The organism is Zavarzinia sp. (assembly GCF_041650655.1).
In the GTDB taxonomy this organism is placed as follows: Bacteria; Pseudomonadota; Alphaproteobacteria; order Zavarziniales; family Zavarziniaceae; genus Zavarzinia.
Genome location: NZ_JBAZKR010000018.1, coordinates 1 through 22,185, shown reverse-complemented (window position 1 = coordinate 22,185; position 22,185 = coordinate 1). Strand labels below are relative to the sequence as shown.

The window sequence follows — 22,185 nt, the reverse complement described above, 5'->3', positions numbered from 1 at the left end:
CGAGATATATTGGCGCAGATAGCCATGCACGCCGATGTCGGTAATTTTCCAGGTATCATCGGCGTTCGCCTGACCCGCCAGCAGGGTACAGACCACGAGCGATGCACCGGCCAAGCTGAAATCCCTGAAAGCCCCCATATCCCATTCTCCCGTTTTCCAGATATGCCGGTCGCGCCGGCCCGAGATGCCGCACCCATTGCGCCGCCGGCATCTGCCGGCGGCGGTTCTGCTCCCGCCTAGGCGGAGTGCCCGATGACGAAACGAGGCTTGAAGAAGGCGACCAGCGACGGCAGCAGCACGAGTGCGCTGAGCGCCGAGACGAAGAGCCAGAGGCTCATCAGCAACGCCATGTCGGCCTGGAAGCGGAGCGCCGACAGCATCCAGACGCAGACGCCGACGCTCATGGTCAGGGCGGTGACGAAGACCGCCTTGCCCGCCGTCATCAGCGATATCCTGATCGCCTCGCCGAGCGGCAGGCCGCTTTCGACCTCTTCCTTGATGCGATCGACGACATAGAAGGCGTAATCGACCCCGAGCCCGATACCGAGGGCCGCGACCGGCAGCGTGTTGACGTTCATGCCGATGCCGGCGAGTGCCATGAAGGCGAAGGTGATGACATTGGCGATCACCACCGGCACCATGAACAACAGGCCGGACCCCATGGAGCGATAGGCGAAGGCCGAGGCCAGGATGACCACCAGCAGGGCGGCTGCGATCGAGATGATCTGATCGGCCAGGATCACCTCGTTGACGGCCGCGATCTGGCCGATCAGGCCACCCGCCAGCAGCACCCGGCCGAGCGGCGGCGGATGATGCGCGACGAAATCCTTGATCCGTGCGACGGCGGTGCGGATGGTGTCGCCCTGGCGATCCCGGAAATAGATGGTGATGGCGCCGGCAGCCGCCGTGCGGTCGACGAACTGGTCGAGGTCGTCCGGGTCGGAGCCTTGGAGATACATGTAGAGCAGTTCGCCGTTGGTCGCGGCGTCGGGGCCGATCTGCTCGTAACGTGGATTGTTCTCGTGCAGGGTGCGCATCACCTTGGGCAGGAGGTCGGCCACCGAAACCGTGGCCCCGACCTGCGGTTGCGCCTCGATGTAACGCTGTAGATCCTGCATGTAGGCGAGCAGCGCAGGGTCCTTCATGGCGTCCTGCGAACCGCCGTCGATCACGATGAACATGCGGTCGGAACCCGGGAAGGTCGCGTTGACCGCCGCGGAATCCCGATTGAACGTGCTGTCCGGCCACAGGATGGGCGAACCCGCCTGGGCGTCGCCGATCTTGAGACCGAGGGCATAGAAGCCGGCGGCGCCGACCACCACCGCCGTCGAGGCGAAGATGCCGATGCGCCAGCGAGAACTCGCCACCGTCGCCGAGATGCGTAGCAGCCCCTCGAACAGGTGATTGACGTCGAGGCCCAGGAGCACATGACCCGGCCGGCGGACGTAGGAGAGCAGCACGGGCGCCACCACGAAGGCGGTGACGACGATGGTGCAGACCCAGAAGGTGCCGATCACCGCGACCTTCTCGAGCAGCGGAATGGGCGTCATCGCGACCAGGATGATGGCGCCGGCGTCGACCACCACGCCGAGCGTGCCGGGCACGAACTGGCTGCGCACGCTGACCACCGCATTGGCGCGGGCGTTGGTGCGGCCTCGGTCGACTTCGTCCTCGAAGCGCATGATCAGCTGCACCGTGTGCGAGACCGAACGGGCACTGACCAGGAAGGCCAGCACGACGATCAGGGGATCGAAGTTGAAGCCGATCAGTTCGGCGAAACCGAGCGCCCAGACCGCACTGAGCAGGCCCGAGAGCAGCGGCAGGACGGTGCCGTACCAGGTGCGCGAGCAGAGGAACAGGATGATGCCCAGCACGGCCACGGAGAGCAGGAAGACGAGCCCCGTCTCGCCCAGATTGGCGCCGATCCAGCCATAGAGCATGGGATCGCCGACCACACGATAGGTCACGCCGGGCAGCCGGTGGGCATCGATCACCTGATTGATCTGGGCGAAGGCGGTGTCGTAGTCGACCAGGCGGTCGATGAAGTCGACCGTGATCAAGGCCGATTTCAGGTCGCGAGCGACATATTGGCCGTAGACCAGGCCGTTGTTGAGGACCGCGGCCCGCAGCGCAGCGACCGCGTCGGCACTCCGCGGCACGTCCGGCCACATCAGGGGCCGCGTCTCGATCTCGTAGGTCGAGGAGCGGATCTCCTTCAGCTTCTTCGAGGCGAGCGAGGTGATGCCGAACTGATTGACCCCCTCGATCGTGCGCAACGCCAGCGTGATATCCCGGATGTTGCCGAGGATTTCCGGCGTGAAGATCTCGCCTTGGTCGGCCGAGACCATGATGGTCACCAGGTTGGACGAGCCGAAGGACGCCTTGTAGTCCTGATCCACCTGCACATAGGGATGGTTGCGCGGCAGCAGATCGGTGAATCGCGTCTTGATCTGAACGTGCAGCGCGAACCACCCCATGACGACGGTCACCACCGCCATCGCAATCAGTACGGGAAATCTGTGGCGCACCACGGCGCGTGAAAAGATATCGATCATGGTTCAGCCCCTCGGTGCGGCGGCAAACGGTTTCCAGGACGTACCGTCGATGAGCCCTGGCTCGGCCCCGGCGGCGACCAATCCTTCAGGGGTCGGCAGCACGGCGACCCGCCAACCGCCACCGATTTCGCCAGGTCCATGGACCTCGCGCACCGCCGTGGCGTCGCCGCGCAGCACGACGCCCTTCTCGCCGACGGCGATCCACTCGGCGCCACGCCAAGCGACTCCGAACAGGTGTTCGCGCCGGACGCCGGTCAAGACGTTCCAACTCTCTCCGCGATCCGTGGTGGTCATCACCGTACCGTCGAGGCCGACCGCCACGCCGGCACCCGCATCGCCAAAGGCCACAGCCATCAGGCTGATCTCGCCTGGCGCCTTGCCGCGCCGCCAAGTCCGGCCGCCATCCGAGGTGAGGAGGACGGCACCGAACTCGCCGACCACGACGCCGTGCCCGGCGTCGGCGAAGGCGATGGCGTTATAGGTCGCCTCCTCGCCCGTGCCGACCACCTGCCAACTGGCGCCCTGATCGTTCGAGCGGGCGAGTAGACCGCGCTCGCCGACCGTCCACAAGCCGCCGGCGGGCGCCAGGGCGAGGCGCAGCAGTTTCACCCCTTTGAACGCCGTCCCGGCGTCGACACGGTGCCAGCGATCGCCATTGTCCGCCGTCGCGATCACCGTACCGTCGTCGCCGACCGCCACCGCACCGCCCGCGGGCAGGCTGACGACGTCCTGAAGATCCACCGCGACCCCGGTCTTCAAAACCTTCCAGGTTCCGGTGTCGCCGACCGAGCGCACGATCTTGCCGCGCGAACCGGCCAACATCAGGGCACCGTCGGGCAGCCGGGCCGCGCCATAGAACCGGTCGCGTGTCTCGATCGCCGGCACTTCGACGGTCAGCACCTTGGCCGTCGGCTTGATGTAGAAGGCGGCCGCGGCGAGCGCAGCAACCGTGAGGATCGGCAGCACCCGCGCGATCACTGACGCGAGCGTGGAAGCCGTGGGTCGGGCCGTCTCGCGCGGAACCGCGGCGGTGGGGGCCGGTGTCGCCTGCATCTCCACTCCAATTAATATCAATTCAATTTACATGTGAAATCTATTGATAATATTTCCTAACTGTCAAAAAAATATCAGACAGGGTGTCTCAACCGCCGAGACGGCAGGAACCGCGAGAACGGCCGCCGGTCCGGTTGCAGGGAGAGACCGAAGATGGGGGATCAAGCCTTGGCGACGCCGACCAATCGTTCCGTGATCAGAACCTTCGCCATCCTCAACGCCTTCCGCCAATTGGGCGGACAGGGCACAGCGCGGGAAGTCGCGCGCTGTTCAGGGATGGATCAAGCGACCGCGCATCGCTTCATCGCGACGCTCGAACAAGTGGGGGCGGTAACCCGCGACCGCGGTGGCCGCTTCAGTCTCGGCATGACGCTCGCCGAGCTCGGCCTGGTCGTGCCGGCCCACCGCATCATCCTCGACGCCTGCGAGGATGCCCTGGGTCCGGTCGCGCCCCGGTTGGGCGAGACGCTCCATGTCGGCGTCCTTGAAGGCGACATGGTGACTTATCTCTACAAGGCGGCGTCGCCCCGGCCCTCGGGCGAGCGGACCCGTGCCGGCGCACAGCTCGAAGCCTATGGCACGGCGCTCGGCAAGGTGCTGCTCGCCCATCTGCCGGCCACGGCATTGTCGGCCTACCTCTACGACGGCAATTTCGTACGCCTGACCGAGACGACCATCGCCGATCCCGAGGCCCTGCGCAGCGAACTGATGAACGTCCAGGTCCAGGCCTATGCTCTCGATTTCGGCGAGACCTACCGGGGTGTGCATTGCGTCGCCGTGCCGGTCCGCTCGGCGACCGGCAAGGTGATCGCCGCCCTGTCCTGTACCGGCGCGGCGGAGCGGCTGGACGCGGACCGGATGAGGGCGATCGTCCCCGAGCTGAGCGCGGCAGCCGATGCCATCCGCGCCCGGCTCTATTCCGCCGCGCAATAGGCGCGTCAGAAGCGCGACGGTATCGCGGCGAAAAGCCCATCGCGCGGCCGTTCGGGGGCGCGATAGGCGCGCTTGCTGTGAGTGAGGCCCAGGTCGAGCATGGCCTCGCACATCTTGAGCGCGACCAGGCCCGGATTGATCACCGGCACCGGCAGGCAGCCGGCCAGATAGGCATGGGACTGATGCATGGTGGTCGAGCCGAGCAGGATGACATCGGCGCCGTCCTCCTCGATCGCCTTGCGCGCCGCCGCTTCGAGCTTGGGGAAGACCGCATCCTCCTTGCCCGCCAGCAATTCGGCGGTATCGGGCCGGACATCGATCGAACGCACCGAGGCCAGACGGTGATCGAGCCCGAGTTCGAGTGCCGTCTTCTCGTACATGTAATGCCATCGATCCCACATGGTGATGACCGAGAAACGCTTGCCGAGAGCCGCTGCGAAGAGCTGTGACGACTGCCCGGGTCCGATCACCGGGATCGACAGGCGCGAACGCAGCGCGGCCAGGCCGGAATCGCTCATGGTGTTGAGGCAGACGGCGTCATAGCCCTCCTCCTCTGCCCTGGCACCGGCCTCGAGCACGAAGACGTCGGCCAGCGCGGCCTCGTAGAGCGAGTCGATCGTGCTCGCCCCTTCCCGGGCGGCGACGAATTCGACCGCCAGGTCCGGGCGCACGAATCCGGGAGGATACTGCTGCTCGAACATCGTCATCGCCGCCGCCGGCACCGGTACCGGCAGGATCATCTTGATCCGCCGTGTCCGCCTCGCGTTGCCGTCCATCTCGCCATCTCCATCATCGAGTGATTTTCAATCGAGATTACATCGCTCGTCGCGGCGGCGGGCAACGCCGATGGAGCGCCACCGTCTCAGCCATTGAGATCCAGCCCCAATCTCGGACTTGGGCGGCGAGGGCGCAGTTGTTAAGGTCGTCGCCGTCCGCCCGTAATCACAAGGATTACCGGACGAGGTCGGACGACATGATATTTGTCCGGTTCCATCGACCCGCGAGGAGCGCATGAACCTCTTCAACCTGTTCCGCCAGCGCCTGGACGGCCGGCACGATCATCCGTTCATCGCCACGCCCGACGGACGCCGCTTCACCTATGGCGACATGCTGCGCGAAACGGCGGCGATGGCGGGGGCGCTGACGGCCGCCGGCATCCGGGCGGGCGACCGCGTCGCGGTGCAGGTCGACAAGTCGCCCCATGCCGTCTTCCTCTACCTCGCCTGCCTGCGCGCCGGCGCCGTCTATCTGCCGCTGAACACCGCCTATCGGCCCGACGAGCTGTCCTATTTCCTGGGCGATGCCGAACCGGCCGCGGTGGTCTGCGCACCCGAGGCGGTGGAAACCGTCGGCGCCATCGCCGCCCGTTGCGGCATCCGCACCGTCCATACCCTCGACACCGCGGGCGGCGGCAGCCTGGCCGAGGCGGCCGCCGCCGGCACCCCGCTGGAGACCGTCGTCGAGCGGGACGACGACGACGTCGCCGCCCTGCTCTATTCCTCCGGCACCACCGGCCGGCCCAAGGGCGCGATGATGAGCCACCGCAACCTGGCGTCCAACGCCCTGACCCTGTCGGCGCTGTGGGGCTTCACGGCGGGCGACGTGCTGCTCCACGCCTTGCCGATCTTCCACACCCACGGCCTCTTCATCGCCTGCAACATCGTGCTCGTCAGCGGCGCGCAGATGATCTTCCTGCCGCGCTTCGACGCCGGCGAGGTGATCGCCCGGCTGCCGCAGGCCACCGTGTTCATGGGCGTGCCGACCTTCTATACGCGGCTCCTGGCCGAACCGGCCTTCACGGCCGAGGCGGCGGCCCCCGTGCGCCTGTTCATCTCGGGCTCTGCCCCCCTCCTGCCGGCGGTGTTCGATGCCTTCGCGGCGCGCACGGCCAAGCCCATCCTCGAGCGCTATGGCATGACCGAGACCGGCATGCTGACCTCGAATCCGCTGAACGGCGCACGGCGGGCCGGCACGGTGGGCAAGGTCCTGCCCGATGTCGAGCTTCGCGTCGCCGGCGAGAACGACCAGCCTCAGGGCCGCAACCAGATCGGCGAACTGCAGGTGCGCGGCCCCAACGTCTTCCAGGGCTACTGGCACATGCCCGAGAAGACCGCCGCCGAATTCACCGCCGACGGCTTCTTCAGGACGGGCGACCTCGGCCTGATCGACGACGAGGACTATGTCCATATCGTCGGCCGTTCCAAGGACCTGATCATTTCGGGCGGCTACAACGTCTACCCGCGTGAGATCGAGCTTCTGATCAACGCCTTGCCCGGGGTCGAGGAATCGGCCGTGGTCGGCATGCCGCATCCCGATTTCGGTGAAGCCGGCCTCGCCGTGATCGTGCCCCGGGCGGGCGTCCCCGTCCCCGATGCGGCGGCCGTGCTGGCCAGCCTCAAAGACAAGCTCGCCAACTACAAGGTGCCGAAGCAGGCGGTCGTGGTCCCCAACCTGCCGCGCAACGCCATGGGCAAGGTGCAGAAGAACCTGCTGCGCGACACTTGGGCCGACAAATGGGCGGCGGGACTTTGAAACGGCGAAAGGACGACGAACCATGAAGGGCAAGGTCGCCATCATCACCGGTGCGAGCAGCGGCATTGGCCGGGCCACCGCTTTCGCCCTCGCCGAAAAGGGTGTCCGCCTCGTCCTGGCCAGCCGGGGCAGCGCCGGCGAGGAGGTCGCGGCCGCGGTCGCCGCTGCCGGCGGTGAGGCCGAATTCATGGCCACCGATGTCGCCGACGAGGCACAATGCGGCGCCCTGGTCGCCTTTGCCGAGCGGCGTTTCGGCGGCCTCGACTTCGCCTTCAACAATGCGGGCCTGCAGCTCGAATTCGCCGATGTCCACGAATTCTCGCCCGCCGACGCCTCGCGCGTCATCGACGTCAACCTGAAGGGCATCTATAACTGCATGCATTACGAGCTGGCGGCCATGCTGCGGCGGGGCGGCGGCGGCATCGTCAACAACAGCTCGATCTTCGGCCTGAAGGCGATGCCGCATCTCGCCTATTACGTCGCCAGCAAGCACGGCGTCGTCGGCCTGACCCGGGCCGCCGCCCTCGACTATGCCGGCCGCGGCATCCGCATCAACGCCGTCTGCCCGGGTGCCACCAAGACCGCCTCCTACGACCGGGTGACCGGGGGCGACGACCATGCCTATGACGCGGCCATCCCGCTCGGCCGCATCGCGGCCGCCGAGGAGATCGCCCGCGTCGTTGTCTGGCTCCTCGGCGCCGATGCGTCCTATGTCACCGGCGCCGTGCTGTCGGCCGACGGCGGCATGTCGGCGGCCTGATCCCGAAGCGCGCTGGCCACCGAGACGGCGCCGCACTCACTTCTCCCGGAAATCGGCGGGGACGAGGCCGTAGCGCTGGAGCTTGTCGTAGAAGGTCTTGCGCGGCAGCCCCAGGTCCTCGATCGCGGCGGCGGCATTGCCGCGGTGGCGGGTGAGTGCGTCGCGCAGCAGCCTGGCCTCGAAGGCCGCGACCTGGTCGGCCAGGCCGCGGCCGGCCAGCGGGCCATCCTCGTGCTCGACCAGGCCGAGCACGACGCGATCGGCGAAATGGGCCAGTTCGCGCACATTGCCCGGCCAGTCGTGACCTTCCAGGTGATGGCGCAGGCCGGGGCTCAGAGCCGGCCGCTCGCGCCCGAAACGGGCCGCCGCGCGGGTCACGAAATGTTCGAACAGCAGCGGGATGTCGTCCCGCCGCTCGCGCAACGGCGGGATCGTGAGCGTCACCACGTCGAGGCGATAGGCGAGATCGGCGCGGAAGCCGCCCTCCTTCACCGCGCGGCCGAGGTCGAGCTTGGTCGCCGCGATCACCCGCATGTCGATCCGCCGTTTCTCGTTGGAGCCGAGCGGCGTCACCATTCGGTCTTCGAGCACGCGGAGCAGCTTGATCTGGAGTGCTGGCGACATGCTCTCGATCTCGTCGAGGAACAGGGTGCCGCCATCGGCGTATTCGATCTGGCCAATCCGCCGCTTGGCGGCGCCGGTGAAGGCGCCTGCCTCGTGGCCGAAGAGTTCGCTGTCGATCACCGTCTCGGGCAGAGCGCCGCAATTGAGCGCGACCAGGCGGCCCGATTTCCGCTTGCCCCATTGGTGCAGGGCCTGGGCCACCATCTCCTTGCCCGAGCCGGTCTCGCCCAGCACCAGGACGTCGACGTCGAGATCGGCCAAGCTGCGGATCCGGGCGCGCAGCCTCTCCATCGCCGGGGTCTGGCCGAGCAGCGGGGGATCGCCCCCAGCCTGTTCCAGCGCCTGGCGGAGCCGCCGGTTCTCCAGCACCAGGCGGCGCTTGTCGAGGGCGCGGCGGACACTGTCGATCAGCCGTTCGGCGGCATAGGGCTTGGAGATGAAGTCATAGGCACCCTCGCGCATGGCGCCGACCGCCATCTCGATATCGCCGTGGCCGGTGATCAGGATGACCGGCAGGTCCGGGTCGAGCGCCTTCAGGCGGCGGAACAGCTCGATGCCGTCGATCCCCGGCATGCGCACGTCGGTCACCACGACGCCCGGAAAATCGGCGCCGATCGCGGCCAGCGCCGCGGCCGCACCGTCGTAACCCTGCACCGCGAAGCCGGCGAGCCCGAGGCTCTGGGCGTTGGCGGCGCGGAGGTCGGCCTCGTCGTCGACGAAGGCGACCAGGGGCGGGGAAGCGCTCATGCCGGTTTCAATCTCACACTGAAGATGGCGCCGCCCTGGGGGCTGTTCTCGACCCCGAGGGTGCCGCCGAAATCCTTCACGATATCGCTCGAAATGACGAGGCCGAGGCCGAGGCCCGACGGCTTCGAGGTAACGAAGGGAGTGAACAGACGCGCCATCACCTCGGGCGCCAGACCCGGACCGTTGTCGGCGACGCGGATCACCACCTGGCCGTCCTCCAATCCCGCCTCGATCGTAATGGCCGGCGCCTGGGGGGCCGCGTCCAGGGCGTTCTGCAACAGATTGACCAGCACCTGTTCGAGGCGCACCGCCTTGCCCTGCACCGGCGGCAGACCGTCGGCGATCTTCTTGGTCACCCGGGCGTCCTGCCGGCGCAGCCGGGGCCCGAGCAGCAGGAGCGCACCCTCGACCACCGCCGCCACCTCGACCGGGCCGACGGCGCCCGAAGTGCGCCGCGCGAAATTGCGGAGCTGGCCAGTGATCGCGCCGATCTTCTCGGTCAGGCCGGCGATCAGGCCGAGGTTGGCGCGCGCATTGGCACCGTCCGCGCGGTCGAGGAAGACGGCGGCATTGTCGGCATAGGCGCGGATGGCGGCGACCGGCTGGTTGATCTCATGGGCAACACTGGCGGCGATCTGACCGAGGATGGCAAGGCGGTTGGCCTGGGCGAGCTCGTCCTGAAGCAATTGCCGTTCCGCGATCTCGGCCGAGAGCTTGGCATTGACCGCGACGAGATCGGCCGTGCGGGCCGCCACTTCGGCTTCCAGCACCTCCCGGTGGCGGGCATCGCGGGCGCGCCGCTCGACCCCGCGGTGGCGCCGCCGCAACAGGAGCCCGGCCGGCCCCATGGCGACCAGCACGGCGAGGGCAGCGAGCAGGGCGGCGCTCGTCTCCGCCTGCCGGCGCCCGGGTTCGAGGCCGGCAAAGAGATGCAGGGTCCAGGCCGTGCCCGGCACCGGCTGGACCACGGTCGCGTAATCGGCGCCGCCGATGCGGGCCGTGCCGCCCTCCGGCGCCAGGGCCAGGGGCAGCGGGTCGAGGGGGGCGTCGCCGAATTGAAGCCCGGCGTGGAGCGCCGCCAGCGTCTCGGGCGGCAGCGGCGCCAGGGTGCGGAAGCGCCAGTCGGCCCGGTCGGTCAGCAGCACGATGCCGCGCGCATCGGCGACCAGCACGGGCATGGCGTCTTCCGCCCATTCGGCCTCGAGCGCATCGAATTCGAGCTTGATGACGACCACGCCCGCCTCGTCGCCGACCCGCCGCGCGAGATAGAGGCCGGGACGGTGCGACATCGAGCCGAGGGCGAAATGCTCGCCCGTGCCATTGGCCAGGGCATCCCGGAAATAGGGCCGGAAACTATAGTCCTGGCCGACGAAACTGTCCGGCGCCTGCCAGTTGCTGGCCGCCAGCGTCTTGCCCCGGTCGTTCAGCAGATAGATGACGCCGACCCTGGTACCCCGGCTCAGCTCTTCGAGCCGGCGGTTGATGTGATCGACCCTGGCCGGATCGCCGGGGGCGGCCAGCAGGGCGGCGACTTCCGGATCCTCGGCCAGGACGAAGGGCAGGGAACGGTGCTTCTCGATCTCGGCCCGCAGCACGGCGACCTTGAGGCGGGCCGCGGTCGCCGCCTGGGCCAGCGACTGGTCGAGGGCGGCGCTGCCGGCGCGCGAGCCGGCCGCCAGCGCCGCGATCACGAGGAGGACGAGGCCGGCCAGCAGGAAGACCACCCAGTCGCGCCGGATACGGCGGGCCCAGGCTTCCGCCCCCTGCGGATTGGCCCCGTGCGGATTTCCGCCCAACGCCCCCGAAGCCTGTGTGGCCTGCCGCACCGAAGACCCTCCGGGATCGGCCCGGCACTCCGCCGTGGCCGTGGAATTTCAAGCACTTGGCCCCTTAGGTAGTCGCTTTCGGCCATTGGCACAATGCTTGCCAAAAGGTGAAGCGGTCATGGCCCGCAACAAGCGGGCGAATGCCGCGGCGCCCGGGGGCGGCCCGGCACAAGGGAGGTCACAATGGAAATTCCGGCCGCTGGCGCCGTGCCCCACGGGCACCGTCCGTTCTACAAGGTGCTCTATTTCCAGGTGCTGATGGCGGTCGCCGTGGGCATCCTGCTCGGCCATTTCTGGCCCGATCTCGGCGCCGAGATGAAGCCGCTGGGCGATGGCTTCATCAAGCTCGTGAAGATGATCATCTCGCCGGTGATCTTCCTCACCGTGGTGACCGGGATCGCGGGCGCCAACGACCTCGGCAAGGTCGGCCGGGTCGGTCTGAAGGCCTTCCTCTACTTCCTGTTCTTCTCGACGCTCGCGCTGATCCTCGGCCTCGTGATCGCCAATCTGGTGCAGCCGGGTGCGGGCATGCACATCGACCCCGCCACGCTGGACGCCAAGGCGGTCGCTTCTTACGCCGAGAAGGCGCATGAGCAGAGCTTGGTCGCCTTCCTGCTGAACGTGATCCCGACCACCGTGGTCAGCGCCTTCGTCGGCGGCGACATCCTGCAGGTCCTGCTCGTTTCGGTGCTGTTCGGTGTCGCCCTCGCCCTCACCGGCGAAAAGGGCAAGGTGGTGAACGACTTCCTGAAGTCGGTCTCGGCCGCAATCTTCGCCATGGTGAACATCCTGATGAAGACGGCGCCGATCGGCGCCTTCGGTGCCATGGCCTTCACCATCGGCAAATACGGCATCGGCTCGATCGCCAACCTCGCCCTGTTGGTCGGCACCTTCTATCTAACCGCGATCGTCTTCGTCACCGGCGTGCTCGGCATCGTCGCGCGTTACAACGGCTTCTCGATCCTGGCCCTGCTCCGCTACATCAAGGGCGAGCTTCTCCTGGTGCTCGGCACGTCTTCGTCGGAATCGGCGCTGCCCTCGGTGATGGAAAAGCTGGAACGGGCCGGCTGCTCCCGTTCGGTGGTCGGCCTCGTGGTGCCCACCGGCTATTCCTTCAACCTGGACGGCACCAACATCTATATGACGATGGCCGCCCTCTTCATCGCCCAGGCGACCGATACTCATCTCGCCCTCGGCGACGAGATCCTGCTGCTGCTGGTCGCCATGCTGTCGTCCAAGGGCGCTGCCGGCGTCACCGGCTCGGGCTTCATCACGCTGGCCGCCACCCTCTCGGTCGTGCCGGCCGTGCCGGTCGCCGGCATGGCGCTGATCCTGGGTGTCGACCGCTTCATGTCGGAATGCCGGGCGCTGACCAATTTCATCGGCAATGCGGTCGCCGCCATCGTGGTCGCCCGCATGGAAGGCGAACTGGACAAGGAACGGCTCCACCTTGCCCTCTCGGGCAAACTGCCGGAGCCGCATCACGCCGCCCCGGTCGCGGTACCGCGTCAAGCCGCCGAATAGCGTCGGTCCCCGACTGCCCCTTGGGGCCGACGTCGCGGCCGGAAGGACTCTCCCTTCCGGCCGCTTTCTTTGTGGCGGCGGGAGATTTAGCTTTTCAGCCGCCCGGGATCAGGTATTTTTCGACTGACAATTTGTCGGAACGGACCTGAGCACCGTTCAAGCCGGCACAGACCGGCCCCGTTCGGGTGGGAACGTCAGGGGAGAGACATGTACGACTATATCATCATCGGTGCGGGCTCGGCCGGCTGCGTCCTCGCGAACCGCCTGACCGCCAACCCGAACACCAAGGTCCTGCTGCTCGAAGCCGGCCCGAGCGACCGCCACTGGTCGGTGCAGATGCCCTTCGGCGTGGTCGCCCTGATGCGGTCCAAGACGCGGAACTGGGGCTATCACACGGTGCCGCAGAAGCACATGGAAGGCCGCGAGATGTTCTGGCCGCGCGGCAAGACGCTGGGCGGCTCGTCCTCGATCAACGCCATGATCTATACCCGCGGCCACCGGGACGATTACAACGACTGGGCCGCCCTCGGCCTGGCCGACTGGTCTTATGACCGCGTGCTGCCCTATTTCAAGAAGTCCGAGCACAACGAGCGGATCGTCGACCAGTTCCACGGCAACCTGGGGCCCCTGAACGTCACCGACCCGCGCCACCCGAACCCGCTGTGCGACCTCTATATCGAGGCCGGCAAGCATTGGGGCCTGCACGGGACGACCGACTTCAACGGCGCCGAACAGGAAGGTGTGGGCTACTACCAACTGACCCAGAAGGAAGGCGAACGCTATTCGGCGGCCAAGGCCTATCTCTGGGAGATCATGGGCAAGCGCAGCAACCTCTCGATCGCGACCGGCGCCCATGTCATGGCGATCGAGCTGGACGGCAAGCGCGCCCGCGGCGTCCGCTTCCGCCAGAACGGCCAAGTCCGCTACGAGGAAGCCGCGGAATCGGTGATCCTGTCCGGCGGCGCCATCAACTCGCCCCAGATCCTGCAACTCTCCGGCATCGGCGATCCGGCCGACCTGACGGCTGCCGGCGTCGCGGTGAAGCACGAGCTGCCGGGCGTCGGCAAGAACCTGCGCGACCATCTCGACATCACCTTGCAGCAGCGCACGGCGTCCAGCGAGTCCTACGGCTTCTCGTGGCGCATGTCTTACCGCGGCATCATCGGCCTGCTCGACTACATGACCCGCCGCAAGGGCATCTATACGACCAATGTGGCCGAGGCCGGCTGTTTCGCCCGCACCAATCCGAACGATCCGCGGCCCGACGTGCAGATGCACTTCATTCCGGCCCTGCTCGAGAACCACGGGCTGAACACCAAGTTCGGCCACGGCTTCTCGACCCATGCCTGCCAGCTCCGCCCGACCTCGCACGGGCGGCTGTGGATCAAGTCGGCGGATCCCTTCGCCGATCCGGCGATCGATCCCAATTACCTCGAGAAGCGCGAGGACGTGGAGTGCATGATCCGCGCCTTCAAGCTCTCGCGCGACATCATCCTGGACCAGGCCTTCGCCGCAAAGCGGGCGAAGAACCATGATTTCGCCTGGGAAGCGGCCAAGACCGACCAGGAGATCGAAGCCTATCTCCGCCGCTATGCCGAGACGGTCTATCACCCGGTCGGCACCTGCAAGATGGGCACGGACGATCTCGCCGTGGTCGACCCGCAATGCCGCGTCCATGGCATCGAGGGCCTCCGCGTGGTCGACGCTTCGGTGCACCCGACCCTGATCGGCGGCAACACCAATGCGCCCACCATCATGACCGCCGAGAAGGTGGCCGAATACATCCTGGAGAAGTCCGCGGCCTATTCCCGGGCCGCCTGAGCCTGGGTCGACTGAACCTGGTGCGCCCCGGGCGGTACCGCCCGGGGTTTCAGGCCGAACAGGAAGCGGGTCGGGCCAAAGGGCCTGACCACCGCGTGATAGGCGGCGAAGGTGATGGCGGCGGAACCGAAGCAGATCACCGCCGCCTTGACCCAGAGGGGCAGCGCCGTCGGTACCATGACGAAGGCGAGCGCCACCACCGGCAGGTGATGCAGGACATAGAGCGGCAGCGTCGCTTCGCCCATGTAACGGTCGAAGGCGGTGCGCTGCGTGCCGAGGCGGCGGCCGAGACCGAGCAGGCCGGCGACCAGGCACCAGGCGGCGACGCCCCGGGCCGCCCGCGCGATCCAGCCGAATTCCGCCTGGCCCCAGTAGAACAGGGCGAAGGCGGCGAGGCCGAGCGCCAGCAGGGCGAGCGGCCGGGCCGCGATCACCCGCTCGATGCGCGGCTGGCGCGAGACGAGGCCGCCCATCAGGAAGAAGGCGACCTCGATCGTCATATTGGCGAAGTCGCCGAACAGATTGGGCAGGTCGCCATAGATCGGGCGGAGGAAGACCTCCGACAGGGCGGCGACCACGGCCGGCGCCATCGCCCACAGGAAATTCCCCTCCATGCGGTCGTAGCCCCGCGCCATCAGGCGCAGCAGCCAGCCGAACAGAAGCGCGAAGAGCAGCAGGTAGACGATGAACCAGAGGTGCGACCAGGTGAACTGGTTGAGGCGCGAGAAGAAGCGCCAGTAGAAATCGGCAAAGTCGATGGTGATCGGCCCGCTGGTCGGGCGGAGCCCGCTCGGCCGGAGGTCGATACCGCCGAGCCGTTCGAGATATTTGATCGCCGGCGCGAAGAGCACCAGGCCGACCAGCAACGGCGGCAGCAGGCGCTTGAAGCGGTCCTTGATGAAGACCAGCGTCGTCCGCGACGACAGCATGGTGGCCGCCGCGAAGCCCGCGATGAAGAAGAACAGCGGCATCCGCCAGACGTGGCAGAAGGCGGCGAAGAGGTCGAGCGCCCCCGAATGGACCGCGTTCTTCACATGGTATTCGGGATCGAAGTCGAACACTTTCGCGGTATGGAACGGGAACTGGACGAAGCAGGCGAAGATCCGCAACAGGTCCAGCTCACGGCGCCGGTGGCCCGCGTCGGGTGAAGCATGGCGGGTCATGCGCGACCGGAGAGCCGGGGCAGGAACATGCCGGCACGGCGGCGATAGGCGGCGTAATGGCCGCCGAGCGGGCTCGATTCGAACTTCCGTTCCTCGCGCATCGCGGCCCAGCCGAATCCGGCCGCCATGAGCGCGACCGCCGGAATCAAGAGGGGCTGGCGCGCCGCGATCACCCCGCCGATCCAATAGAGCAGATAGGCGGTGTAGAAGGGATGGCGGATCAGGCGGTAAGGCCCGCTCTCCAACAGGAAGGTCGGCGAATCGCCCGAGAAGGCGACCGACAGGCGGCTCCGCCGCGTGGTCAGGATGGTCCAGCCATAGAGGGCGGCGGAGGCCAGCAGGAAGACCGTGGCGAAGCCGAAGGACGGCCAGGTCGCCCTGGTTCCCGTAATCTCGGCGATCACGCCGGCGGTGGTCGCCCCGGACAGGATCGCCAGCACCCGCATCGGCCAGGGCGTGCCCTCCGGCCGGCGGAAATGGGCGACATAGCCGATAGTGAAGGCGATGAAGATCAGGCTGGCGAGATAGAGCAGGATTTCCTGGGGCAGACGCATCGGGATCGGGTCTTCTTCGTCGAGCCGGCATCCGCTGCGGGCCGCCCGGTCGGGCCGGACTATAGGCGGCGGCCCCCGTCTTGCAAAGTGTTCCTCGCCGCCGCATGGTGCCCGCCTGACCATGGGAGGTGGCTGGTGGCGAAGCGCTTGTTCCTTTTGCGGGCAATGTCCGGCCTGGCGCTGCTGCTGGTCGGTGCCTGCGCCCTTCAACTATCGCCGCGGCAAGAGCGCACGACCGAGTTCAGCCACTTCGGCGACAACCCGGGCGAGATCGGCATGCGCGCCTATGTGCCGAAGAGCCTGAAGCCCGGCGCCCCCCTGGTGGTCGCCCTGCACCATTGCTTCCAGAAGGCGGAAGACTACGTCGCCGAGACCGGCTGGCTCACCCTGGCCGATCAATATGGTTTCGCCGTGCTGGCGCCGGAGCAGAGCGTCTTCAACGACCCCAACTATTGCTTCCAGTGGTTCAATTCCTGGCAGCAGGGGCCGCGTGGCGACGAGCCGGTGTCGATCCATTCCATGATCGTCGCCATGATCGCGGCCTATCACCTGGACCCGAAGCGCGTCTTCGTCACCGGCCATTCGGCGGGCGGCAGCATGGCCTTGATCCTGATGGCCGGCTATCCGGACCTGATCGCGGCAGGCGGCGTGTTCGGCTCGCTGCCGGTCGGCCAGGCCGACCTGGTACTGACCGCGCCGGTCGCCATGGCCGGGCTCGGCACCGACGATCCCGGCGAACTGGCCGCCCGCATCACCACGAAGACCGATTGGCCCGGCCCCTGGCCCCGGCTCTCGGTCTGGCAGGGCAGCGACGATCCGATGGTCGCGCCCTCGAACGGGCCGCGGGTGCGGGACCAGTGGCTGGGCCTCCTCCACCTCGACAAGACGCAGCCGCGGCTCGACCGCATCGGTCCCTACCAGCGCCAGACCTGGGTCGACGCTTCGGGCCGCCCGGCGGTACAATTCACCGACCTCCAGGGCATCGGCCATTCCGTGCCGGTCGATGCCGCCCACGGCTGCGGTGTCGTGCCGAGGGGAGTCAGCCAGTTGGTCAGCGACGTCGGCGTCTGTTCCTCGCTCGAACTCCTGAAATTCTGGGGCCTCGTCCAATAACGAAGTGGGGGGATCATGGTGCGCCTCGATGAAATCCGCCCGAACGAGGTCGCCGTCGACGCTCCGGCGCCCCGGGATGCCGGTCTCGTCTATATCGGCGTGATCCGGACCCCCTGGACCTCGCGCCTGGAATGCCCGCGCCAGGGCCGGGACGACGGCCCGCCGTGCCGGATCGAAGTGTTTCCGCCCTGGGACCAGGCGCTGGACGGGATCGACGCCTTCTCGAAGCTCGAAGTGCTCTATTGGCTCGACCGCTCGCGGCGCGACCTGGTGCGGCAGAGCCCGGCCAGCGACGGCCGGACCAAGGGCACATTCGCCATCCGCTCGCCCGTGCGGCCCAATCCGATCGGCACGTCGATCGCCGTCCTCGATGGGCGGGAGGGCAATGTCCTCCTGGTGCGGGGGCTCGACTGCCTGGACGGCACGCCGCTGCTCGACCTCAAGCCCGAGCGCAGCCAGTTCAAGCCGATCGCACCGCCCCAGAAGGGCGACTTCGAAACCGGGCGAGGCTGATTGTTCGCTCCCCCGGAACAGCCTGTCGCGAATATCGGGCATTATGCCGGCCGGCGCGGGCGCCTAGATAGGAGCCTGCCCCCAACGACGAGGTGATCCCATGCGCACCAAGAAGCTCGGCGGAACCGGACTGCTGGTTTCCGAAATCTGCCTCGGCACCATGACCTTCGGCGGTCGCGGCTTCTGGACCGCCATCGGCAGCCTCGACCAGTCTGTGGCCGACGGCATCGTCTCCCGCGCCCTCGACGCCGGGGTCAATTTCATCGACACGGCCGACGTCTATTCCGAAGGCCTCGCGGAAGAGATCACCGGCCGCGCCATGAAGAACGCCGGCCGGCCGCGCAGCGACATCGTGCTGGCGACCAAGGTCTTCGGCACGACCGGACCGGGTCCCAACGACGGCGGCGCCTCGCGCGGGCATATCATGGACGGCGTGAAGGCCAGCCTCCGCCGCCTCGGCACCGATTATATCGACCTCTACCAGATCCACGGCTTCGACCCGCTGACCCCGATCGAGGAGACGCTGCGCGCGCTCGACGACCTGGTGACCCAGGGCCATGTCCGCTACATCGGCCTCTCCAACTGGCAGGCCTGGACGATCATGAAGGCGCTCGGCCTCGCCGACCGGCACGGCTGGACCCGGCCGGTCAGCCTGCAAGCCTATTACACGATCGCCGGCCGCGACCTCGAACGCGAGATCGCGCCGCTGCTGGAAGCCGAGAAACTGGGCCTCATGGTGTGGAGCCCGCTCGCCGGCGGCTTGCTCTCCGGCAAATATGCCCGCGAGGGCCAGGGTCCGGAGGGCGCACGGCGGGCCAATTTCGACTTCCCGCCCGTGAACAAGGAACGCGCTTTCGACTGTATCGACGCCATGCGGCCGATCGCCGAAGCCCACGGCGTCTCGGTCGCCCGGGTGGCGCTGGCCTGGCTCCTCCAGCGCAAGGTGGTGACCTCGGTCATCGTCGGCGCCAAGACGGTCGAGCAGTTGGACGACAATCTGGCGGCGACCGGGCTTCGCCTGACGCCGGAAGAAATCGCCGCGCTCGACGCGGTCAGCATCCTGCCGCCCGAATACCCGGGCTGGATGCTGGAACGCCAGGGCGCCAATCGCGTGCTGACGGACTGAAGCCAGAATAGAAACGCCAGCGCGGTTTCCGGCGAAGTGGAAACCGGTTTGCCGTCAGAAACCGCGCTATCAAAGCATTTGAGCCGATTGCCGATTCAATGAATCGTCAATCGGCTCTAGCCCCGGGGTCGCCTTCGGCCCCGGGATTTGCTTTCCTGGTCTCGAAGGAGACGGCCATGGCGGAGCAGGGCAAAGCGGCGGAAGGGCGGATCAGGATCGGTATCGGGGGCTGGACCTTCCCGCCCTGGCGCGGCCGCTTCTACCCGGCGGGCTTGGCGCAGGCGAAGGAACTCGCCTATGCCGCCGGACAGCTCACCGCGATCGAGATCAACGGCACCTATTACGGCTCCCAGAAGCCGGAAAGTTTCCAGCGCTGGCACGACGAGACGCCGGACGGTTTCGTCTTCACCCTGAAGGGGCCGCGCTTCACCACCAATCGCCGCGTCCTGGCCGAGGCGGGCCCATCGATCGAGCGTTTCGTCACCGGCGGCATCACCCGGCTGGGCGCCAAGCTCGGTCCGATCAACTGGCAGTTCATGCCGACCAAGAGTTTCGAACCCGAGGATTTCGCCGCCTTTCTCTCGCTGCTGCCGCGGGATTGCGACGGCATCACGCTCCGCCATGCGGTCGAGGTGCGCCACCCGAGTTTCGCCTGTCCCGAATTCGTCGCGCTCGCCCGCCGCCACGGCGTTGCCGTGATCACGGCCGGCGACAGTCCCTATCCCCAGATCGCCGACCCGACGGCCCCCTTCGCCTATCTCCGCATCATGGGCACGACCGAAATGGCCGGCGGCTACGACGCGGCGGCCATCGCCCGCTGGGCGGCCCGCGCCCGCGACCTCGCCGAAGGCCGTGTGCCCGAAGACCTCGCCTGCGCCGGGGTGCCCCAGCCGCCGGGACCGCCCCGCGACGTCTTCCTCTTCGTCATCGGCGGCTTCAAGGAGGCCAATCCGGCCGCGGCCCGGGCTTTGATCGCGGCCTGCGCATGACCGGCGACCTTTTCGCCCCCCTGACACACCCGGAGGCCGGGACGGAAACGATCGCGCCGGGCGCCGTCCTGCTGCGCGGCTTCGCTTGTGCCGAAGCGCCCGCGCTGCTGTCCGGGATCGAGGCGGTCGCGGCGGCAGCGCCCTTTCGTCACATGGTAACGCCGGGCGGCCAGACGATGTCGGTCGCCATGACCTGTTGCGGTTCGCTCGGCTGGGTCACGGATCGCCGCGGCTACCGCTACCAGGCGACCGACCCGGCGAGCGGCGCGCCCTGGCCCAGCCTGCCGCCGGCCTTCGCCGCCGTCGCCACGGCCGCAGCGGAAGCTGGCGGCTACCCCGGTTTCGCCCCCGACGCCTGCCTGATCAACCGCTATGCCCCAGGCGCCCGCATGGGCCTGCACCAGGACCGCGACGAACAGGATTTCACGCAACCCATCGTCTCTGTCTCGCTGGGTCTGCCGGCCGTCTTCCTGTTCGGCGGGCCGAAACGGAACGATCCGGCGCGCCGCATTCCCCTGGTCCAGGGCGACGTCGTGGTCTGGGGCGGCCCGTCGCGCCTGTTCTTCCACGGCGTCGCGCCGCTTAGGGCCGGCCACCATCCGGCGGCGGACCCGCTCAGGTACAATCTTACCTTCCGGCGGGCTGGCTTATCCTGTCCCTCATGACATTGAGGCTCAATCGATCCACGTTCGAAATCGGGAACGGCTGGCTGCGCGTTATCGGCGGCGCTCCATTCCCTTTGTAGCGGAACCTTTGGTCCGGCTGATGTGAGCCCAGAAAACTGGATCGTTTGAAGTTAGAGTTTTTCCGGTCTGTTATCTCTTATACCAGTTCCATGAATGGCTGACTCGTGAGGGATTCCCGGCGGGGTCGAAATCTGATTCAAGGGAGGCATGGCGGTAGTGGAGGTGCCATGCGAGGCCTTCGGATCAGGGGCGACCTCTCGGCGTCAGAGCTGCGGGGATATGCCCGTCGGGAGAAAGGCCCGCGGGTTGCACGGCGGATGCTGGCGATCGCGAACGCATTGGACGGCATGAGCCGGGCGTTGTCGGCGCGTCTCGCCGGAATGGATCGGCAAGCCCGCGAGTGATACTGAAGATCACTCGGACGCCGCATAGTGTGAAGTATGGCTACTACACTGACACGCCGGGTGGGTCACGCGGAGGAAATTGGTGGTCAGGGCGAAGTAGTGCTTTCACAATGATATGCTAAGCGGCTCACAGCAGCGAAATTAAGTTTCCAGGGTACTTTATGTATGTCATTCCCTGACAAGCTAGTTGAGTCTGCATGCTTGTTGAAACCTGCAGCCAAGCACAGGGCCCCACTGCTGTCGCAATGCTTGTTCCGGCAGTTGTTCCAAAATTTTTCCCAATCTAACAGAAATTCGGAATCCAACGACGTCCCCCATATTCATGCACGATGAATGCGGTGGTACTTCCGCCACGACCAGAACCTCGGCCCCATCTGCTGCCCACCCCACAACGGCCACGTTTAGGTCTTCGCGTTCACGGCACTGAGGGAGATCGGCGGATGCTGCTCGAGCCAAGGATGATACATCGAGTGATGCGAAAGGAGGCGCATGGTCCAATCTGTAGACAACAGAATCCCAGGTACCCACCGTTCCACCGTCGCTCGCATTTATCGCGAAACTTTTTGAATTAGGAGCCCAAATCACTTCCCAAAGCGGCGCAGTTGCCAATATAGGCAGAGCGTCTACCTTACCGTTGACGTCAACCAGCTGAAGGCCATTGGCGGTTCCACGAACCGCATACCCACCGTCCGGGGCAACAACATCCGCCGTGGCACCATCGACAACCTGAGGAATCCGCCCCTTCTCACTCCAAATTCCAATTTGCCTGCCATCACTTGCGCTAGAGGGGCCTGCCAACGTGGCCACAGCACAAAGTTCGAATAAGGCGATTACTAGAGAAGTTATTTTGAGCGGTGTCGTCATGGCGGACAACTCCAGTCGTCTGGTACGCCGGTAATAGTGATAGGAACTGTTTGTCGACCAGAATTTAGTGCACTTTGTAATGTTTCAAATCTATAAATATCAAACCTTGTCACTCTGCTATTCCGAATATTCCGATCTCCGATATCCCCTATCGTGAATGTGGTGCCAGGAGTACGACCAACAAGGCCCGGCGCACTGACCTGACCCCGGTGCTTCATCCAGCTGGAAGCAGAGATCCGTGGTTAGAATTCCGCATGTTGGAGATTGAAGCAACGGGAGGGGCATGCCCCTCCGTTGCTTGCGTAGGCCGGCGGCATAGGCCGCCGGCGTCTCGTAGCCGAGCGAGGAATGCGGCCGCTCGGTATTGTAATCCTCGATCCAGTCGGCGACGACCGCGC

The 22,185-nt window shown here is 66.8% G+C and carries 17 protein-coding genes and 1 pseudogene; 10 read left to right on the top strand and 8 right to left on the bottom strand.

The genetic code is table 11. The features are described from left to right. Window positions 1-236: 236 nt before the first annotated feature. Both WC493_RS05945 and WC493_RS05940 read right to left on the bottom strand, forming a co-directional pair. Window positions 237-2,555 (bottom strand): RND family transporter, encoded by a 2,319-nt coding sequence (locus tag WC493_RS05945; protein ID WP_373063535.1) that lies wholly within the window; start codon window positions 2,553-2,555, stop codon window positions 237-239. Window positions 2,556-2,558: 3 nt separating this feature from the next. Further along, window positions 2,559-3,608 carry a WD40/YVTN/BNR-like repeat-containing protein gene (locus WC493_RS05940; RefSeq protein WP_373063533.1) on the bottom strand — a complete coding sequence of 350 codons (1,050 nt, stop codon included), beginning with the start codon at window positions 3,606-3,608 and terminating at the stop codon, window positions 2,559-2,561. Between the two features lie 153 nt (window positions 3,609-3,761). On the opposite strand from WC493_RS05940, the gene WC493_RS05935 reads away from it, so the two are divergent. Further along, the gene (locus WC493_RS05935; protein WP_373063531.1) at window positions 3,762-4,541 is read left to right on the top strand and encodes an IclR family transcriptional regulator; all 780 of its coding nucleotides are present in this window, start codon (window positions 3,762-3,764) and stop codon (window positions 4,539-4,541) included. A gap of 5 nt (window positions 4,542-4,546) precedes the next feature. On the opposite strand, the gene WC493_RS05930 is transcribed toward WC493_RS05935, so the two are convergent. Next, window positions 4,547-5,317 (bottom strand): aspartate/glutamate racemase family protein, encoded by a 771-nt coding sequence (locus WC493_RS05930; RefSeq protein WP_373063529.1) that lies wholly within the window; start codon window positions 5,315-5,317, stop codon window positions 4,547-4,549. A gap of 235 nt (window positions 5,318-5,552) precedes the next feature. Here WC493_RS05930 and WC493_RS05925 point away from each other — a divergent pair, with 235 nt between their 5' ends. Next, window positions 5,553-7,073: a malonyl-CoA synthase gene (locus tag WC493_RS05925; protein ID WP_373063527.1), complete on the top strand. Its 1,521-nt coding sequence runs from the start codon at window positions 5,553-5,555 to the stop codon at window positions 7,071-7,073. A 22-nt stretch (window positions 7,074-7,095) separates the two neighbouring features. Next, on the top strand, window positions 7,096-7,833 hold the full coding sequence (locus WC493_RS05920; protein WP_373063525.1) for an SDR family NAD(P)-dependent oxidoreductase: 738 nt from the start codon (window positions 7,096-7,098) through the stop codon (window positions 7,831-7,833). Between the two features lie 36 nt (window positions 7,834-7,869). On the opposite strand, the gene WC493_RS05915 is transcribed toward WC493_RS05920, so the two are convergent. Both WC493_RS05915 and WC493_RS05910 read right to left on the bottom strand, forming a co-directional pair. Then, entirely contained in the window at window positions 7,870-9,204 is a 1,335-nt protein-coding gene (locus tag WC493_RS05915) for a sigma-54-dependent transcriptional regulator (RefSeq protein ID WP_373063523.1), read from the bottom strand. Continuing rightward, window positions 9,201-11,030 (bottom strand): ATP-binding protein, encoded by a 1,830-nt coding sequence (locus tag WC493_RS05910; RefSeq protein ID WP_373063521.1) that lies wholly within the window; start codon window positions 11,028-11,030, stop codon window positions 9,201-9,203. Before WC493_RS05910 ends, WC493_RS05915 begins: the two co-directional genes overlap by 4 nt. A gap of 183 nt (window positions 11,031-11,213) precedes the next feature. Between WC493_RS05910 and WC493_RS05905 the strand changes: the two genes are divergently transcribed. Together WC493_RS05905 and WC493_RS05900 are read left to right on the top strand one after the other, a co-directional pair. Beyond that, window positions 11,214-12,554 (top strand): dicarboxylate/amino acid:cation symporter, encoded by a 1,341-nt coding sequence (locus WC493_RS05905; protein ID WP_373063519.1) that lies wholly within the window; start codon window positions 11,214-11,216, stop codon window positions 12,552-12,554. A gap of 207 nt (window positions 12,555-12,761) precedes the next feature. Further along, window positions 12,762-14,375 carry a GMC family oxidoreductase gene (locus tag WC493_RS05900; RefSeq protein WP_373063517.1) on the top strand — a complete coding sequence of 538 codons (1,614 nt, stop codon included), beginning with the start codon at window positions 12,762-12,764 and terminating at the stop codon, window positions 14,373-14,375. On the opposite strand, the gene WC493_RS05895 is transcribed toward WC493_RS05900, so the two are convergent. After that, window positions 14,357-15,538, bottom strand: a complete 1,182-nt coding sequence (locus WC493_RS05895; protein ID WP_373063515.1) for an acyltransferase family protein — start codon at window positions 15,536-15,538, stop codon at window positions 14,357-14,359. The two genes, WC493_RS05900 and WC493_RS05895, sit on opposite strands and share 19 nt — an antisense overlap. Next, entirely contained in the window at window positions 15,535-16,092 is a 558-nt protein-coding gene (locus WC493_RS05890; RefSeq protein WP_373063513.1) for an isoprenylcysteine carboxylmethyltransferase family protein, read from the bottom strand. The genes WC493_RS05895 and WC493_RS05890 overlap by 4 nt, the downstream gene beginning before the upstream one ends. 135 nt (window positions 16,093-16,227) lie before the next feature. Here WC493_RS05890 and WC493_RS05885 point away from each other — a divergent pair, with 135 nt between their 5' ends. The 5 genes from WC493_RS05885 (at window position 16,228) to alkB (ending at window position 20,498) form a co-directional block, all read left to right on the top strand. Further along, entirely contained in the window at window positions 16,228-17,205 is a 978-nt protein-coding gene (locus tag WC493_RS05885) for a PHB depolymerase family esterase (protein WP_373063511.1), read from the top strand. A 15-nt stretch (window positions 17,206-17,220) separates the two neighbouring features. Further along, complete coding sequence (gene tsaA, locus WC493_RS05880) at window positions 17,221-17,718, top strand: tRNA (N6-threonylcarbamoyladenosine(37)-N6)-methyltransferase TrmO (RefSeq protein WP_373063509.1); 498 nt, start codon at window positions 17,221-17,223, stop codon at window positions 17,716-17,718. 100 nt (window positions 17,719-17,818) lie between these two features. Next, window positions 17,819-18,844: an aldo/keto reductase gene (locus WC493_RS05875; RefSeq protein WP_373063507.1), complete on the top strand. Its 1,026-nt coding sequence runs from the start codon at window positions 17,819-17,821 to the stop codon at window positions 18,842-18,844. Window positions 18,845-19,020: 176 nt separating this feature from the next. After that, complete coding sequence (locus tag WC493_RS05870) at window positions 19,021-19,833, top strand: DUF72 domain-containing protein (protein ID WP_373063505.1); 813 nt, start codon at window positions 19,021-19,023, stop codon at window positions 19,831-19,833. Further along, complete coding sequence (alkB, locus tag WC493_RS05865) at window positions 19,830-20,498, top strand: DNA oxidative demethylase AlkB (protein ID WP_373063503.1); 669 nt, start codon at window positions 19,830-19,832, stop codon at window positions 20,496-20,498. Before WC493_RS05870 ends, alkB begins: the two co-directional genes overlap by 4 nt. A 1,583-nt stretch (window positions 20,499-22,081) precedes the next feature. Here alkB and WC493_RS05860 read toward each other — a convergent pair. Further along, window positions 22,082-22,185: pseudogene (locus tag WC493_RS05860) on the bottom strand (integrase core domain-containing protein); the annotation flags it as partial.